Source organism: uncultured Formosa sp., assembly GCF_947500765.1.
GTDB lineage: Bacteria > Bacteroidota > Bacteroidia > Flavobacteriales > Flavobacteriaceae > Formosa.
In genome coordinates this window covers 688,194-705,541 of sequence record NZ_CANMTH010000002.1, presented here as the reverse complement: position 1 = coordinate 705,541, position 17,348 = coordinate 688,194, and the positions used below count along the sequence as shown (strand labels likewise).

Annotated in this window: 17 protein-coding genes; 6 read left to right on the top strand and 11 right to left on the bottom strand. The window is 31.1% G+C overall.

Translation table 11 applies throughout. The features are described from left to right. Window positions 1–504: 504 nt before the first annotated feature. Window positions 505–1,473 (top strand): YpdA family putative bacillithiol disulfide reductase, encoded by a 969-nt coding sequence (locus tag Q1B05_RS06220; RefSeq protein WP_299778716.1) that lies wholly within the window; start codon window positions 505–507, stop codon window positions 1,471–1,473. 95 nt (window positions 1,474–1,568) lie between these two features. On the opposite strand, the gene Q1B05_RS06215 is transcribed toward Q1B05_RS06220, so the two are convergent. The 8 genes from Q1B05_RS06215 to Q1B05_RS06180 all read right to left on the bottom strand — a co-directional run bounded on the left by Q1B05_RS06215 (window position 1,569) and on the right by Q1B05_RS06180 (window position 8,697). Then, window positions 1,569–2,726: an MFS transporter gene (locus tag Q1B05_RS06215; RefSeq protein ID WP_299778714.1), complete on the bottom strand. Its 1,158-nt coding sequence runs from the start codon at window positions 2,724–2,726 to the stop codon at window positions 1,569–1,571. Window positions 2,727–2,819: 93 nt separating this feature from the next. After that, on the bottom strand, window positions 2,820–3,326 hold the full coding sequence (locus tag Q1B05_RS06210; RefSeq protein ID WP_299778712.1) for an OsmC family protein: 507 nt from the start codon (window positions 3,324–3,326) through the stop codon (window positions 2,820–2,822). A gap of 87 nt (window positions 3,327–3,413) precedes the next feature. Continuing rightward, window positions 3,414–3,995, bottom strand: coding sequence for a tRNA-(ms[2]io[6]A)-hydroxylase (locus Q1B05_RS06205; protein ID WP_299778736.1), 582 nt, complete (start codon window positions 3,993–3,995; stop codon window positions 3,414–3,416). A gap of 237 nt (window positions 3,996–4,232) precedes the next feature. After that, complete coding sequence (locus Q1B05_RS06200; protein ID WP_299778710.1) at window positions 4,233–4,688, bottom strand: hypothetical protein; 456 nt, start codon at window positions 4,686–4,688, stop codon at window positions 4,233–4,235. 197 nt (window positions 4,689–4,885) lie between these two features. Continuing rightward, entirely contained in the window at window positions 4,886–5,581 is a 696-nt protein-coding gene (locus tag Q1B05_RS06195; protein WP_299778708.1) for a hypothetical protein, read from the bottom strand. 152 nt (window positions 5,582–5,733) lie between these two features. Further along, entirely contained in the window at window positions 5,734–6,447 is a 714-nt protein-coding gene (locus Q1B05_RS06190; protein WP_299778706.1) for a uracil-DNA glycosylase family protein, read from the bottom strand. Between the two features lie 225 nt (window positions 6,448–6,672). Further along, window positions 6,673–7,965, bottom strand: coding sequence for a DUF445 domain-containing protein (locus Q1B05_RS06185; protein WP_299778705.1), 1,293 nt, complete (start codon window positions 7,963–7,965; stop codon window positions 6,673–6,675). 120 nt (window positions 7,966–8,085) lie between these two features. Further along, a complete protein-coding gene (locus Q1B05_RS06180; protein ID WP_299778703.1) occupies window positions 8,086–8,697 on the bottom strand; it encodes a DEAD/DEAH box helicase in 612 nt (203 codons plus the stop codon). 130 nt (window positions 8,698–8,827) lie between these two features. On the opposite strand from Q1B05_RS06180, the gene Q1B05_RS06175 reads away from it, so the two are divergent. Beyond that, window positions 8,828–9,553, top strand: coding sequence for a hypothetical protein (locus Q1B05_RS06175; RefSeq protein WP_299778701.1), 726 nt, complete (start codon window positions 8,828–8,830; stop codon window positions 9,551–9,553). A gap of 63 nt (window positions 9,554–9,616) precedes the next feature. Here the strand turns inward: Q1B05_RS06175 and Q1B05_RS06170 are convergent, their stop codons facing one another. Continuing rightward, window positions 9,617–13,057 carry a methylmalonyl-CoA mutase family protein gene (locus tag Q1B05_RS06170; RefSeq protein ID WP_299778699.1) on the bottom strand — a complete coding sequence of 1,147 codons (3,441 nt, stop codon included), beginning with the start codon at window positions 13,055–13,057 and terminating at the stop codon, window positions 9,617–9,619. A 145-nt stretch (window positions 13,058–13,202) separates the two neighbouring features. Between Q1B05_RS06170 and purU the strand changes: the two genes are divergently transcribed. The 4 genes from purU (at window position 13,203) to Q1B05_RS06150 (ending at window position 15,728) form a co-directional block, all read left to right on the top strand. After that, window positions 13,203–14,057 (top strand): formyltetrahydrofolate deformylase, encoded by an 855-nt coding sequence (gene purU / locus Q1B05_RS06165; protein ID WP_299778697.1) that lies wholly within the window; start codon window positions 13,203–13,205, stop codon window positions 14,055–14,057. A 159-nt stretch (window positions 14,058–14,216) separates the two neighbouring features. After that, window positions 14,217–14,996 (top strand): DUF4197 domain-containing protein, encoded by a 780-nt coding sequence (locus Q1B05_RS06160; RefSeq protein ID WP_299778695.1) that lies wholly within the window; start codon window positions 14,217–14,219, stop codon window positions 14,994–14,996. Between the two features lie 231 nt (window positions 14,997–15,227). Then, on the top strand, window positions 15,228–15,428 hold the full coding sequence (locus Q1B05_RS06155; RefSeq protein WP_299778693.1) for a Lacal_2735 family protein: 201 nt from the start codon (window positions 15,228–15,230) through the stop codon (window positions 15,426–15,428). Between the two features lie 78 nt (window positions 15,429–15,506). Beyond that, window positions 15,507–15,728 (top strand): Lacal_2735 family protein, encoded by a 222-nt coding sequence (locus Q1B05_RS06150; protein ID WP_299778691.1) that lies wholly within the window; start codon window positions 15,507–15,509, stop codon window positions 15,726–15,728. On the opposite strand, the gene Q1B05_RS06145 is transcribed toward Q1B05_RS06150, so the two are convergent. Further along, the gene (locus tag Q1B05_RS06145; RefSeq protein ID WP_299778689.1) at window positions 15,700–16,491 is read right to left on the bottom strand and encodes an ABC transporter substrate-binding protein; all 792 of its coding nucleotides are present in this window, start codon (window positions 16,489–16,491) and stop codon (window positions 15,700–15,702) included. The genes Q1B05_RS06150 and Q1B05_RS06145 overlap by 29 nt on opposite strands. Window positions 16,492–16,498: 7 nt before the next feature. Further along, window positions 16,499–17,317, bottom strand: a complete 819-nt coding sequence (gene pyrF, locus Q1B05_RS06140) for an orotidine-5'-phosphate decarboxylase (RefSeq protein WP_299778687.1) — start codon at window positions 17,315–17,317, stop codon at window positions 16,499–16,501. Between the last annotated feature and the right edge of the window lie 31 nt (window positions 17,318–17,348).

Genomic DNA, 17,348 nt, shown 5'->3' with positions numbered 1-17,348 from the left:
AACTCTGTTAATGAACATTTTACCTAGCTTACTACCGTAGTTGCGTCGCTAAGCGGGTGCAAATATACATACTTTTATTTCTATATAACTAATTTATTTACGGTTTATTTTGAAATAAAACGTAAAGACTAGGTTAGTAGATTGTTACGAATGCGTTTATTTCTATTAAATATGATTATTCTGATATTATAATACATTATCTAATTATATGAAGCACTAAATAGTTTCAATTGTAACTCTACCCCTGCTCTCATTCTTATTATATAAATGTACTTTTACACTATATAATACACATTACTTATATCAAGGAGTAATTATACCTTCGTTTAAATAAACCAGTACTAGATTGTAAGGATATAAATTATCTCCCCTCTTATATTATTACCATCTATATGACATTAATAAAAAAATGACATGGCTATATAGGTTACTATTAGTATTTTTAAAAACAGAAAAAAGACTTCTACTATATATAAGTCTAAATATATTAAACACTATATCGTTTTGAACATCAAAAAAGACATTATCATTATTGGAGCAGGCCCTATTGGTATCGCTTGCGCCATGGCTTGTAGAGACAAAAACTTAAACTATCTTGTAATAGAAAAGGGATCTCTTACAAATTCAATTTTTAACTACCCATTGAATATGACTTTTTTCTCTTCTTCAGAAAAATTAGAAATAGATGATATTCCTTTTATAAGCATTAACCCTAAGCCAAATAGAAATGAGGCTTTAGAATATTACAGACGTGTAACAACATCTAACAATCTACTTATTAATTTATACGAAGAGGTCAAGGATATTATAAAGGATGACCAAGAATTCATTATCAAAACAAGCAAAGCAAACTATCATGCCAAAAAAGTAATTATCTCTACAGGGTTTTACGATGTTCCAGTAACGCTTAATGTACCAGGAGAAAACTTACCTAAAGTAGCTCATTATTATAAAGAAGCACATCCTTATAGTTTACAAAATGTAATTGTAGTAGGAGCTAGTAACTCTTCTGTAGATGCTGCTTTAGAAATTTACAGAAAAGGAGGTCATGTAACTATGATTATAAGAGGTGATGCTATTGGAGAACGTGTTAAATATTGGGTAAAACCAGATATTGTAAATAGAATTGCTGAAGGTTCTATTACAGCTCACTTCAATTCTGAAATACAAGAGATAAAAGAAAAATCGGTTATTGTTTCTACACCTAACGGAACTATTAATATTCCGAATGATTATGTTCTTGCATTAACCGGATATCAGCCAAACATTACCTTATTAGAACACGCTGGAATTTTATTTTCGGAAGACGGAAAATACATTCCGTATTATAATGAAGACTCTATGGAAACCAACATTGAAGGTTTATATCTTGCTGGTGTAATTTGTGGCGGACTGGATACACATAAATGGTTTATAGAAAATTCAAGAATTCATGCTAAAAAAATTATTAAGCATCTTACAACTAAACTTTAATATACATCTTTCAATAAAAAAGGCGTGGAATTGAAATTCCACACCTTTTTTATATCATATATAAGATTCATTTTAATAAAAATTGAATCAAAAACCTATTCTCTATTTTTAAACATAAAATGAACTACTAATATAGCAAACGAAAGTACTAATCCCAAAACAGAAACACCAGTCCATTTATAATGTTCCCAAGCAAGTGCTCCTAAAGTTGTACCCAAAGCACCTCCTATAAAAAAAGACACCATATAAACTGTATTTACTCTATTACGTGCTTCAGGATTTTTTGAAAAAATGATATTCTGATTTGTAATGTGAAGTGCTTGCATGCCTAAGTCGACTAAAATTACACCTACTATTATTCCGAATAAAGAATATTCTGAAAACAAAAAAACCACCCAGGACACAATTAATAGTAAGGTTGAAAATATAATGATCTTATTTTTTGGTATTTTATCATTTAACTTCCCAACTACAGTTGCTCCTAAAGCACCTCCCATTCCTAGTAGACCAAACAATCCGGTAACTGTACTTCCGTAACCAAAACTATCTTCCATTAAAAAAACCAAGGTCGTCCAAAAGGCACTTAAACACCCAAAAGACAATGCACCTCGTAATGCTGCTAAACGTAATGTTGGTTCTGTTTTAAAATAATGATATACAGATTTTAATAAACTAACATATGTTCCGGAGAAATGGGGATATAATTTAGGTAACTTAAACCTTAAAACAACAAAAAGAATTGCCATTAACACGGTAGCGATATAATACATGGTTCTCCAACCATACTGTTCGCCAATAAATCCACTTATAACACGGCTTCCTAAAATACCAATTAATAAACCACTCATTACAATCCCTATAGACCGTCCACGTTGTTTATCATCACTTAATTGTGCAGCCATAGGCACAAAAAGTTGTGGTAATGCCGAAGTAAATCCTATAAAAAAACTACTCGCAATTAGCAACACTATAGAATTTGCAGTTGCAGCTGCTATTAATGAAATAATCATTAAAAAGAAATCGACTTGCAAAATTTTATGATTGGATACCTTATCACCCAAAGGAATAATAAATAACAACCCAAAGGCATATCCTAACTGTGTACTTAATGCCACATAGCTGACTTCTGATTCTGATACTCCAAAATCGGTTGCTATTTGACTTAATAAAGGCTGATTGTAATATAAGTTAGCCACTACTAAACCAGCAGAAAGGCTCATTAAATATAAAACAGTATTGGTAAGTTTATTCATTTTTAAGAGAAATCTTGTACCAAATTAAGCAATATCTTTTAATACTGATTTATAAAATTTTGAAGAGTTTCTATCATACTGAAACACTTCAATTTAAACTTCAACCAATGGATTATACTCAATAGTAAATGCACAAGAATTAGCTATAAAACATAAATGCCCTGCTTTTTCATGAAGTTCCAAAGCTAGTTGTTTTTGAGATTCACTTTCAATCTTAACTTTTGGATTGAGTGTAATTTTAGTAAAAGCACCACTTCCATCATTATTTAGGGTTAGAAATCCTTCAACTGAATCTGAATATTCTAAAATCGAAATCCCCGATTGTTCGCACACATATAAATAGGACATAAAATGACAAGATGATAATGCGGCCATTAATAATTCTTCAGGATTATATTTTGAAGCATCACCTTTAAATGGTTTTGCTGCAGAAACATCTAATCGTTTTCCATCTTCTAAAAATACTTGGTGCGTTTTTAAAGAACCACCTGATTGCTGTTCTGTTTGAGCAGCTTCTAGATTCCAATGATTTTGTATTTTAAATGAAAAGTTTGTAGGCATAGTATTGGTATTCTGTAACAGTAAAATAATGAAACTCACAGAAGTATTTTAGTGAAAAATTAAGGCATTCTTATACTTGTTTTTATCTCAGTACGTCTTAAAATAACTGCTTATATAGCCAGGCGCCTAGCCATGTATGCTTTCACTTTTTCCATAACTTTTAATTAATTCACCTTCAAAAGCGACTAATTCTTGCCAGCGTTTATCAACGTCAATGCCTTTTCCGTATTGTCTAGCAAATGTGATAAATGTGGTGTAATGTCCAGCTTCACTAATCATTAAATCGTGGTAGAATTTAGATAATTCTTCGTCTTTAATACGTTGAGAAAGTAATTTAAAGCGTTCGCAGCTTCGGGCTTCTATCATTGCCGAAAACAATAAGCGGTCTACAAAACTTTGTTGCCTATTTCCGCCCTTGTTCATAAACTTATAGAGTTGGTTTACATAATGATCTTTACGCTCGGCCCCTAGAGTATAGCCTCGTTCTTTAATGATATTGTGTACCATTTGGAAGTGCTCTAGCTCTTCTTTGGCTAATTCTAATAATGCAGTAACTAGGTCTTCATGCTCACTATTATAGGTAATAATTGTAATGGCATTTGTGGCTGCTTTTTGCTCACACCACGCATGATCTGTAAGTATTTCTTCAATATTACTCTCTACAATGTTAACCCAGCGCGGATCGGTTTCTAGTTTTAGGTGAAGCATGCTCATGGTTTACTGTTTTTTTTTGTAAAGTTAATTATAAATAGGTGTAATTATAATTGCAACAGTGTTTTTAATCGTAGAAATGCGATGGGTCGTTTACTGATACAACCTAATCTTAATGGTGTTACTTTTGCTAAATCAGGACTAACCTATAACAAGAATTACAGAGGTGTTATAGTGAGACATGAGGTAATTTTATTTGGTTTCTTACCGCTGGGCTTTGTTGTAGCAAGTTTTTTATTCAAATATTATTGGTAAATCAGATTTTAGAATTTTGACTATACAAAAAGGTTGAGTAACTATACTTGTAACATCTCCATCAGGAGCTAAATCAGTTAAGTTAACTATTATATTTTCAGAATTAGACATTATATTTAATTCAAGGATATGACCACCATTTACTTTTATTTCATCAAAAACAGCGATAATTTGAAATTCAGAAAAGTCAATATCTATTTCGGAAAAGTTATCAGAGACATTATTTTCAGAATTCATTTGGGTAATTAAATCGTTCCAATCATTTTGGTTACTAATAACCAGATTTTGTTTAGCAATTCCTTCATTACCATTTCCAAAAAGGTTTTCTTTAGCAATTAAGGTAAATTCAATATTTGTCATTTCAGAAGTGTCATCGTCTGAATTACAACTAAAAGTAAGTACACATAGCAAAATAATAAGTATATTTTTTTTCATAAAATAGGGTTTGTTTTCTATTAGATGCAAAAACATTTAAATGGTTGCGTTAAATTTGCTACAATGGTTAGTATAAGAATAGTGGCGGATTTGTGTGCGAGGGTTTTCCGCAGGAAAATCAGACGCAGTAAACTTGCAACGACCTTTGGTTAAGCCCAAAATTGAGTAATTATTTTTATACATTATTATATGCAGTTTTATTTTTTTATAGGTATTTTGTTTCCATTATTAAATTCAGACATATCCATAATTGAGTTGTGAAGAACAGCAAAATCAATTTCAACAATTTTTTTCAACCGATTAAGATTGTCAAAAATCGAATTTCCAAATTCGATTTTTTCACTCATATAAAGATGTAGTTCATTTCTTTTTCTATTCAATGATTGAAGATATTTAATTGAATTATCATCTATATTAAAATACTTAATATAATTTTTGTTATTCAGTAATGTGCTATAATTCAAGGTAGTTTCTTTAAGTTCAGTAAAGTTTTTTTCTTCATTTGAATTAAGTTCAATTATTTCAATTGGTCTCTTCTTTTGAGCTTTAAATAACTGTTCGTTTTTTGTTTTGTTGACTTCATGAATTACAAATTCATTTAAAAGCAATTTCGCTTTCATATAGTTCTCAAAAGTCAAAGAAATTATTATGTAATCTAAAAGAGCATTAAAAGCAATATCACTATTCTGTTTAATAAAAGCGATTTTCTTTTCGTTGTCATCATAATCTTTAGAATTGAAAAATTGCCTTGTCAAGTCTAATTTTTCTATCTGTTTGGCTTTAAAGAAATTTCTATAAGCGAATGTGATTAAACTTACTGCAAAAAAGTTTTTAATTTCTTTATTTTTATATGCATCGAAAGGATGGAAGTCACTTGGTTTATATTTTTTCATTGTGTTGAGCAATTGCACATAACGTGTTTGTATATGGTTTGTTGCGTGGTTAAGCAACTAAGTTAACAAATAAAAACTGAATAGAAAATCCGCGAGGATTTTTACAAGTAGGCTAGAACTAGCAATAAATTATATACGGTGTTGACATTTCGTTATTTTTTTTCTTTGAGTACTTTGATTAAATTTTGATACTCTATTTCTATTTGCTCTCCTAATATTTCCCATTTACTATTTTCACTAATATTCCCTAAACTTTTAAAGATATCAGAAACTGTTTTAATTTTGCCAATATTTTGAGGTGAAGGATGTGAGATAATTTCAAGTTCAAAAGGAATCGAGTTGTTTAATTCAATAAGAAAAATTTTTAAAGGCCCTTGTTTCGATATTACTAATACTTTTTTTGGTTTTAGAATTTCAATTTCCTCTTTTAAATAATTTTTACAATTTGAAAAGACTGATTTAAAATCATTTTTATGCGTATAACATTTTATAGCATCAGTTATATAAGTTGTATCAGGGTCAAGTTTTAAAATATTAAAAAAATAATTTTCATATTTAGTAATATTCGAATGTTTTGGTTTATTAGAATTAAACAATTCCCAACCAAATACATATCCTATTTTTCCTTTTTCAATACCACTTCCTGGGGCTTCGGCAATGACAAAGGTTTCAATGTTTTCAAGAGATTTAAAATAAGGTAAATCTTGTCTGTCTTTAAAGGATTTACAATTTATCCCACAATCTAAACACTTGTCTTGGGGATTTGTTTCTTTTGTTATTTCTGTTGGGTTTAGTTTATAATTTAGAGAAGTTATTTTGTCTCCAAAAATTCGACCATAAAGTTCTCTTATTTTATCTTCTCTCATTTTTTTAATGAATGCCAACTCCTTATATACAAACAAAAGTCACCTATTTCAGGTTTCAACCTCCGGTTAACCCCATGTTTGTATGCTGTTTATAAACCTCTAAAATAAGATTTTTAAGACATCTTTAATATGATTTTTAGCATAAAAAAAGCTTACAAAATCATTCAAGTGAACCTGTAAGCAATTAAACAAAGGCATTGGTAATATATTACCTAACCAATAGACTTAATGAATCCGTAATACAAAAATTTTGATAATCATAATCAGCATTCCCACAATACCACCAACAATGGCACCGTTTAACCGAATGTATTGCAGATCTTCCCCTACTTTACTTTCAATTTGTTTTACCAGTTCCACATTCGATAATTTCTGTAAGCTCTCGCCTACCAACTCTCCTATTTTATGATGATGTGTATCTATAAGTTGAAGTAAAGTAGATTTTAACCACAGGTCCGTTTGTTTAATCTTTGAATCATCGTTCTGAAAAGATAGCAACATGGTGTTTACTTTATCACGTATTAACTCGGTGTACTCGTTTTCATTTTCAAACAGATGCGCTTTAACCATCACTTTTAATCGTGTTAAGCTTTGTTTTACAATTCCAGAATCTATTAAACGTTCTAAAAAATGTTCTCCAAACTGATTTACATCGGCTTGCGCTTTTTCATCGCCATTGGTTAAACGTGTGGCATAATCACAAAGTTGCGCATCTAAGGCGATAATAATTTTGTGTTCTTCAGGATCTGTTTTTATATCATCTATAAGTTGTACAAGTTGTTCTTGAATTCCTTCAGCGATGCGTTGTGGTTTTATGGCACCTAAAAACTGCCCGGCTCCAACTAACCATCCTTTTATCTGAGAACCTTCTTTTTGTTTATTTACTAAAACTTGAACTTCGGTAACCAAAAATTGGTAAGTAGATTCGGAACTCACTTTATCTCTTAGCACGTCAAGAAAAACCATTAAAATACCATAATGATCTTTCTGATCGATGGTCTGCTTTAATAAATTCCCCAAAGGTTCTGCTAAATTATTTCCTTTTACTGCTGGACGGATAATCCCTTCTAAGGTATTCACCACATCTTCATGATCTAATTTTAAAACTAAAGCTTCTAATTCTGGTTTTAAGGTTTTCCGAATGGTTTCCTGATTATGGCCTTCCAATAAATAATCGACTATAGGTTTCGCTAAAGACATTGCTGAAACTTTATCACGAATCATATCTTTAGACAACCATTCGTTATTTACCAAATCGACTATACCAGCCGATAATTTCTCTCGGCTTTTTACAATAATATTGGTGTGTTTTCTAACTACGGGAATAGGAATTTCTTGAAATAAAGCACGAACTGCAAACCAATCGGCTACACCACCAACAACAGCAGCTTCAAAACCAGCTAGTAAAATTTCTAACCAATCGCCCTGGTATACATTAAAGTATTTCAGAGTCAAACATCCAACCATGCAAATAACAGCTATGGCTAGAGAACGATTTCCTAATTTGTTTTTTTTCATGACAACTTTAAATTATCAGACAAGGTTATAAAAAAAACTGAGAATCGATATCTTTATCCAATTAAAAATAGGCTTAAAAACAACTCTAGAATCCTAGATAATTAAAGAAATAATCCAGATTTAAACTTTGTACCTATAGGCATTAAACATGAAAGAATTTTCAAAACGTTCTAATCGAGAATCAAATTCATCTGCAAATACAGCATATTGACATTTATTGACACTTTCTGATAAACGTAAAACATCATTATAAGTCTTTTGACGAATTAAAAACTGAGCATCTTCAATACAAATTAATTGTACATCGGCTAAATGAATACTATTTAGAAAGTATAATTTATTTAAACGTTTTACTGTAGCAATTAAAATATCTGTACCTATATATATATCTTCACGTTGTACATCTATTTTAAGTTCGTCGTAAATGCAATACACACGCAAATCTGTTGGTTTAGTAAACACATCAAACTTTTCTTTTAGCGACAAAGCCTCTGCTTTATCTTTTACTAAAATAATAGCTCTAGGTCCATCTCCAAAGGCTTCACCTTTTAATTTCTGAATTACACTTAATATTATAGCTGTACTTTTCCCACTACCTTCTGGACCAGTACCAAAGACATTTGCACCACTTTTTATAGCAGGAAGCACTTTTTTCTGTAAAGGTGTAGTGGTTTCAAATCCTAAATGATCTATAGTTTCTTTAAGAACAGGAAGTATTTTTTTAAAAGACATAAATTTCAGATTATTTTGAAGTTGCAAAGAACGTGCTTATAGTGTCTTCTTCCTAATTTGAAGACCATTTTCAATACCAAACAAAACAGCTTTACTTTTTTATTCTAAAGTATACTTCTATTTTTGCCTTATGACTGACGATAGATTACCTAATATATTACCTCAAGATGAAGAACAAATACAACTTCAAATTTCGATTGAAGCTGTAAAACAAGAACTTGAAACCATCTCTAATCAAGTAGATGCTTTTGAAGATATTTTAAGACTACATCTTACCGATTATATTATTGAAACGCAGGAATTAAACACACTTTACAAGCAACAAAAACGAGCTAAAAAGGATAAACGATTAGCCCAAAAAAAACGTGGTAAACATTATAAGTCATCTACTGGTTTACAAAATATAAAACGGGAATTATCTAACAATTCTAATTTAGATACTGATACACATGTAATCAAGAAAAAACTTTATAGAGAAGCCATGTTACAGGTGCATCCAGATAAATTTAGTTTATCTCCAAACGATCAGGAATCGGCAACAGAAATTACAACTCGGCTTATTCACATATATAAAAATGAAGATTTAAACGCATTACAAACTTTTCATGCTCAAATATTTTCAGAAAATTTAGGCTTAAAATTAAAAACTAAAACAACAGCGACACCTTCAATTAACCAAACAGAAGCCTTAAAGTTGACATTAAAACAATTAGAAAAGGAACTTGAATTATTAAAAACATCTGAGCTTTATACTATAATATCGACTTATAAAAACCCATTACATTTTGTAGACGAACTTATACTATATTATAAAGACAAAATTGAAAAATTAAAAAAACGTACACGTACTAAATAAAAAATCCCGAGCCAAACAGCTCAGGATTTTTATAATTATTTTAATTTTAAATCAAAAAAACGATTACATATTTCGTCTATACTGTCCACCAACTTCAAATAATGCTTCTGTAATTTGTCCTAAAGAACACACTTTACACACATCCATTAAAGCTTCAAAAATATTTTCGTTATGAATGGCTTTATGCTGAAGTTCTGTTAATAAATCTGCGGTCTCGTTTGCTTTATGAAGATTTTCAAGTGTTTTAATCTGAAATTGTTTCTCTTCTTCAGTCGCACGAATCACTTCTTTAGGTACCACTGTAGGAGATCCTTTAGAACTTAAAAAGGTATTTACACCCACAATTGGAAATGCCCCATTATGTTTCAACGTTTCATAATACAAACTTTCTTCTTGTATTTTACTACGCTGATACATGGTTTCCATCGCACCTAAAACACCACCACGTTCTGTAATCCTATCGAATTCTAAAAGCACGGCTTCTTCTACTAAATCGGTCAATTCTTCAATAATGAAAGATCCCTGTATTGGATTTTCGTTTTTAGCTAAACCTAATTCTTTATTTATAATTAACTGAATGGCCATCGCACGACGTACAGATTCTTCTGTTGGCGTAGTAATAGCCTCATCGTAAGCATTAGTGTGTAAAGAGTTACAATTATCGTAAATAGCGTATAAAGCTTGAAGCGTTGTACGAATATCATTAAAATCTATTTCCTGAGCATGTAAACTACGCCCAGACGTCTGAATATGATATTTTAGCATTTGCGCTCTAGAGTTTGCGCCGTATTTTAATTTTAAAGCTTTCGCCCAAATTTTACGAGCCACACGACCAATTACAGCATATTCTGGATCGATACCATTCGAGAAAAAGAATGATAAATTAGGCCCGAATTTATTAATATCCATCCCACGGCTTAAATAATACTCGACATATGTAAATCCGTTAGACAATGTTAATGCTAATTGTGTGATTGGGTTTGCGCCAGCTTCGGCAATATGATATCCAGAAATAGACACCGAATAAAAGTTACGGACATTATTATCTATAAAATATTCTTGTACATCGCCCATTAAACGTAAGGCGAATTCTGTTGAAAATATACAGGTATTCTGTGCTTGGTCTTCCTTTAAAATATCTGCCTGAACTGTTCCTCTAACTTGAGCAATCGTTTTGGTTTTAATATCTAAATACACATCGGCAGGTAACACTTCATCTCCAGTTACTCCTAATAAAAACAATCCTAAACCATTATTTCCTTCAGGAAGTGCTCCATTGTATCTCGGACGTTCTACTCCTTTATCTTTATAAATAGACTCTATTTTTTCTTCAACTTCTTGCTCTAATCCATTCTCCTTAATATATAGTTCACATTGCTGATCGATAGCTGCATTCATAAAGAACCCTAACAACATTGGAGCAGGACCATTTATAGTCATACTTACAGACGTCATGACATCGGCTAAATTAAAACCAGAATACAGTTTTTTAGCATCGTCTAAACAGCAGATACTAACCCCTGCATTACCAATCTTACCGTAAATATCTGGACGTAAATCGGGATCGTTACCATATAAAGTTACACTATCGAAAGCCGTAGATAATCGCTTAGCAGGTAACCCTGCACTCACATAATGAAAACGACGATTTGTACGTTCTGGTCCGCCTTCTCCTGCAAACATTCTTGCAGGATCTTCTCCTGTTCTTTTAAACGGATATAATCCTGAAGTATACGGAAATTCTCCTGGTACATTTTCCTGTAAACACCAACGTAAAATATCGCCCCAAGCCTGATACTTAGGCAAAGCAACTTTTGGAATTTGTAAATGAGAAAGCGACTCTGTGTGTGTGTCGATTTTTATTTCCTTATCTCTAACTTTAAATGAATAGATAGGATTTTTGTATTTGTTTACTTTAGCATCCCAACCTGTAATAATTTCCCAGTTATATGGATCTAAATTTAATTTCACACGGTCAAATTCTGCTATTAAAAGCTTCAAGAAGTCTTGATTATCATTCTGAGCAACACTAAGTATCTCTTCTGAATTTAATCCAAGCTTACCCAAATAAGATTTCTCACTTTCGTTTGAAATAATAGCTACCGAACAAATTGTCTTGTAAATACCATATAATTTCTGAGACACTTCTACCTGATCATTTGCAGTTTTATCATACCCGCGATTATTTTCTGCAATTTCAGATAAGTAACGTGTTCTTGCTGGCGGAATAACATAAATTTTTTCGCTCATTTCTTTCGAGATAGCAAAATTTGATTTTAAATCGGAATCCTGTTTTTCAACTAAACTATCCATAACAGCTTTATAAAGCGTGTTCATTCCCGGATCGTTAAACTGAGAAGCAATAGTTCCGAACACAGGCATGGTATCAGGATCTGCGTGCCACATATTGTGATTACGCATGTATTGTTTTTTTACATCACGAATCGCATCTAAAGCGCCACGTTTATCAAACTTATTTATCGCAACCAAATCTGCAAAATCTAACATATCAATTTTTTCTAACTGTGTTGCAGCACCAAATTCGGGTGTCATAACATATAAAGATAAATCGCTATGTTCTATAATTTCTGTATCCGATTGCCCAATTCCAGATGTTTCTAAAATAATTAAATCATATTCTGCTGCTTTTAAAACTTCAACCGCTTCATTTACATGCCTAGATAATGCTAAATTTGATTGACGTGTTGCCAAGCTGCGCATATAGACACGAGAATTATTAATCGCATTCATTCGAATTCGGTCTCCAAGAAGTGCCCCTCCTGTTTTTCGTTTTGAAGGATCTACGGAAATTAAACCAATTGTTTTCTCTGGAAAATCGACAAGAAAACGACGTACTAATTCATCTACTAAAGATGATTTACCCGCACCTCCTGTTCCTGTAATTCCGAGAACATGTGTTTTAGAATTCTTATTTTTATTATGAATAGCTACAAGTGTACTTTCTGCTATTTCTGGAAAATTTTCTGCAGAAGAAATTACACGTGCCAAATCTTTAGGATTTTTTTCTGCTAGTTTATTTATATCAACATCCAATTCATTTCCTATTGCAAAGTCTGATTTTTTAACCAAATCGTTAATCATACCTTGCAAACCAAGTTCGCGACCATCGTCTGGAGAATAGATTCTGGTAATACCATAATCCATAAGTTCTTTAATCTCTGAAGGCAATATTACACCACCACCACCACCGAAGATTTTAATATGGTCTGCACCTTTTTCCTTTAGTAAATCGAACATATATTTAAAATACTCGTTATGTCCGCCTTGGTAAGATGTTAAACAAATGGCATTCGCATCTTCCTGAATTGCAGTATTTACAACTTCTTCAACACTACGATCGTGTCCAAGATGAATGACCTCTACACCTGTAGACTGAATTATCCGACGCATAATATTTATAGACGCATCATGTCCGTCAAAAAGAGATGCTGCAGTTACTATTCTAACTTTATATATTGGCTTGTATGGTTCTATTTGTTTCATTATCAATAAAAACTGTTTAATTGAGACGCAATTTACGGAATATTCAAAAAAAACTGAGGTTTAAGTTAATTTATCTAAAATCATTTTAAATTGTGCCTACCTACATATTTCTCAGTATTTTTACCTCTTTTAGAAACTTACTTAAATGAATAAAATCACACTTTTAATGCACTGCCACGACCAACCTGGAATTATAGCAGCTGTATCTAACTTTATCGCCCAACATGGCGGAAACATTATATATATTGACCAACACGTAGATCACGTACAGAATATCTTTTTTATGCGATTGGAAAGTCAGTTCGATTCTGTAAATCTAGATTTAGATCATTTAAAGAACACTTTTAAAGATACTTTGGTAATGCAATTTGGAATGAAGTGGCGAATTTACACTTCTGAAATTAAACCTAAAATGGCCATTTTTGTATCTAAATACGACCATTGTTTATACGATATTTTAGGGCGTTATAGATCAGGAGAATTAAATGCTGAAATTCCATTTATTTTAAGTAACCACTTAGATTTAAAACCTATAGCCGACAGTTTTGATATCCCGTTTTTTCATGTTCCTGTTACCAAAGACACGAAACCTGAAGCTGAAGCAAAACAGTTAGAATTATTAAAAAAATACAAGATCGATTTTATTGTACTTGCACGTTATATGCAAATTATTTCTCCTAAATTAATAAACGAATACACCAACAAAATTATTAATATTCATCATTCATTTTTACCTGCATTTGCTGGAGCAAAACCATACCATTCTGCATATAAACGTGGAGTAAAAATTATTGGAGCCACGAGCCATTACGTTACCGAAGATTTAGATGCAGGGCCAATTATTGAACAAGATGTAGCTCGTGTTTCACATACTCAAGCTATTGAAGATTTAATTGCTAAAGGTCGTGATTTAGAAAAAATAGTATTGGCTACAGCCATTAAACATCATATCAACAGAAAAGTAATGGTGTTTAATAATAAAACACTTATTTTTTACTAAAAAAATCTTAACGATATATAGGTCACAATCACTTTAAATTACCTGTATTTATAAAAAAGCATAAATACGGATATGTATTTTATCAAATAGATTAAAATCTATACGTTTTTTCGAAATTATAGATATAATTTTGCGTTTGAAATATTAAAATAAAAAAAATTGAAAAATATTATTATTGCCAGCTGTTTTTTACTATCATTAAGCACATCGGCACAAACCTTAGGTGAACTTGCAAATTCTTTAAAAAGCAAGATCTCGACCAGTACTAGCGATACGAATAACTCTAACGAATCTGAAACATCTTCTAATTCTTCTGTATTTTCTAGTCTTATTTCAGACACAGACATTGCATCAGGATTAAGAGAAGCTTTAAATTTAGGAATAGAAGAACAAGTAGAAAAACTAACTCAAACAGATGGTTTTTATAAAAACGACTTAGTTAAAATTGTAATGCCAAGCGAACTACAAAAAGTAGACACAGCTTTAAGAAGTGTAGGATTGGGAGATTTAGCAGATGAAGGTATTAAAGCTTTAAATCGTGCAGCAGAAGATGCCGTAAAAGAAGCTACTCCTATTTTTGTAGATGCTGTAAAAGATATCACATTTAATGATGCTAAAACTATTTTATTAGGAGAAGACAATGCTGCTACAACGTATTTAACAGAAAAAACCCAGACAGCTTTATACGATAAATTTAATCCCGTAATAAATGAATCGTTTACTAAAGTTGGTGCCGATAAAATATGGACCACTTTAATTTCTAAATACAATAGCATGCCATTTGTATCTAAAGTAAATCCTGATTTAACAGACTATGTAACTACCGAAGCACTAAGCGGTGTATACACTATGATTGCAGTTGAAGAAAAAGAAATAAGAAATTCTACAGCTTCACGATCTACAGATTTATTACAATCGGTTTTTGAATTACAAGATTAATCAAATATTAATATAATTTATAATTAACATTGAAATAACAAAGTGTGTCTCTATTTTTAAGACATTTGAATGTATCTAATAGATATATTCAAAAACATTAAGTTTAGTTAATTTGTTAACAACAGAAAGCAACTCTAAAAAGAGTTGCTTTTTTTTTTGAAAACTTTATGATATGACATTTTTCAGTTTCATTTTTTTTAATGTATATTTAAGATACTAATAGCCAGTAAGATGAACAGATATGACACCATAAAAAAAAACCAGCAAAAACTCGCTAGACGCTATAAACAACTTATGGAACAAGCGTATAATTTCAGACAAACAGATTCTGAAATGAGTGATATTTCCGAATTTCAAGCCATTAAGCTATTGAATAAATTAAATCGCTTAAAGTATCTACAAAGAGGAGAATCGAATTTACCTGTACAATAAAATATTATCATTTTATTAACTATTACTAAACAATACTTGGCATGATATTTCCTTTATACTAAGAAAATATCAAACATCATGAAAAATCAATTTAGTAAAGTAGGAGACGTAAAACCAAATATCAAGAAATTCTTAAAAATAGAAGAACTTCAAAATCTTTATAAATCATTTATCGAAGAAGCATACAATGTTATGCAAACAGATTCCAGCTTAAGTGACTATTTATATTTTGAAGCTTTTAAATTAAGAAAAGAAATGATTCGTGTAAAAGCTAATAATACATTCCATTCAGGTCTTTAAAATAATCGAAAGCCTTTATTAATCTAGATCCGTACCAAGAGAACATTTCTCCATCGACTAATATAATCTTTGAGTCAGGAAAATATGTTTCTACTTCCTCTATATGATCTTGTTTAAATGGATAAGGTTCGCTCGATAAAAAGACTAAATCTGGAACTTTTTTAATTGTTTCTATATTAATTTCTGGATAACGTTGTGCTTTAGAAAATACGTTTTCTAATTTGTTTAGCGTTAACATGTAATTTATAAATGTATGGTTCGCAGCAACCATCCAAGGTGATTTCCATATAAAGTAAGCCACAGTCTTTAAAGGTTTTAAAGCTATAAAATCTTCAAATTCAGCCTTACTTTTTTTTATGCGTGTAATTATCTTTTCAGATTGATCTGTAACATCAAATAAATCACCATACATTTTAATTAACTCTAAACTATCATCTAAAGTATAAATATCGGAAATATGAACTGGAGCGATACGTTCTAACTCATGCATCATATCTTTAGCATTTTCCTCCTTATTACATAAAATAATATCGGGTTGTAATGCTTTTATTTTATTGTAATGAACTTGTTTTGTTCCGCCAACAATTGTTTTAGATGCTAATACATGATTGGGGTGTACACAAAATTTAGTAATTCCAACAATTGCATCTTCTAAACCTAAATCACATAACAATTCTGTTTGGCTAGGCACTAACGATACAATCCGTTTTGGAACAGTTGGTATTTGAATTATTCTGTGAAGTTGATCTTTAAAGATTAACACATTTAAATTATTGAGCGTTTAAAATAGTTTCCATTTCTTGTTGAAGTGTTTTTGCAGATTCAGCAGCAGCTTCAGCAAAATCTACACCATTAGAAGCATAAATAATACCACGAGATGAATTAATTAATAAACCAATATTCTCGGTCATACCATATTTACAAACCTCTTTTAAACTTCCACCTTGTGCACCAACACCAGGAACTAATAAAAAGCTATTAGGAATAATATTTCTAATCTCGGTTAAATATTCTGCTTTAGTCGCACCAACAACATACATTAAATTTTCTGAATTTTCCCAATTTTTAGAAGTTTCTAAAACCTGTTTGTACACTTCTTTACCATCGATTAATTTAGTTTGAAAATCGAAAGCACCTTGGTTAGATGTTAATGCTAATAAAATAGTATGCTTATTTTTAAACGCTAAAAAAGGCTCTACAGAATCTTTTCCCATATAAGGAGCGACTGTTACACTATCAAATGCTAAATCTTCAAGAAATGCTTTGGCATACATAGTACTTGTATTACCAATATCACCACGTTTTGCGTCTGCAATTGTAAAGATTTCTGAATAATTATTATTTAAATAAGTAATGGTTTTTTCTAAAGCTTTCCAGCCTTTTAAACCATAGGCTTCGTAAAAAGCAGTGTTGGGTTTATATGCTACACATAAATGATGAGTAGCATCAATAATTGCTTTATTAAATTCGAAAATAGGATCTTCGGTTTCTAATAAATGTTTTGGAATCTTATTTAAATCTACATCCAAACCTATGGTTAAGAATGATTTTTTTATTTTAATCTGGTTAATTAATTGCTCGGTAGTCACAGTAATGTACTTTTAAAGATTTAATACTTAA

Bases quoted from the DNA above. Each gene is read 5' to 3' on its own strand.
- Q1B05_RS06215 (WP_299778714.1), bottom strand. From the start codon at position 2,726: ATGAATAAACTTACCAATACTGTTTTATATTTAATGAGCCTTTCTGCT.
- Q1B05_RS06205 (WP_299778736.1), bottom strand. From the start codon at position 3,995: ATGCTTCACCTAAAACTAGAAACCGATCCGCGCTGGGTTAACATTGTA.
- Q1B05_RS06200 (WP_299778710.1), bottom strand. From the start codon at position 4,688: ATGAAAAAAAATATACTTATTATTTTGCTATGTGTACTTACTTTTAGT.
- Q1B05_RS06195 (WP_299778708.1), bottom strand. From the start codon at position 5,581: ATGAAAAAATATAAACCAAGTGACTTCCATCCTTTCGATGCATATAAA.
- Q1B05_RS06190 (WP_299778706.1), bottom strand. From the start codon at position 6,447: ATGAGAGAAGATAAAATAAGAGAACTTTATGGTCGAATTTTTGGAGAC.
- Q1B05_RS06185 (WP_299778705.1), bottom strand. From the start codon at position 7,965: ATGAAAAAAAACAAATTAGGAAATCGTTCTCTAGCCATAGCTGTTATT.
- Q1B05_RS06180 (WP_299778703.1), bottom strand. From the start codon at position 8,697: ATGTCTTTTAAAAAAATACTTCCTGTTCTTAAAGAAACTATAGATCAT.
- Q1B05_RS06175 (WP_299778701.1), top strand. From the start codon at position 8,828: ATGACTGACGATAGATTACCTAATATATTACCTCAAGATGAAGAACAA.
- Q1B05_RS06170 (WP_299778699.1), bottom strand. From the start codon at position 13,057: ATGAAACAAATAGAACCATACAAGCCAATATATAAAGTTAGAATAGTA.
- purU (WP_299778697.1), top strand. From the start codon at position 13,203: ATGAATAAAATCACACTTTTAATGCACTGCCACGACCAACCTGGAATT.
- Q1B05_RS06155 (WP_299778693.1), top strand. From the start codon at position 15,228: ATGAACAGATATGACACCATAAAAAAAAACCAGCAAAAACTCGCTAGA.
- Q1B05_RS06150 (WP_299778691.1), top strand. From the start codon at position 15,507: ATGAAAAATCAATTTAGTAAAGTAGGAGACGTAAAACCAAATATCAAG.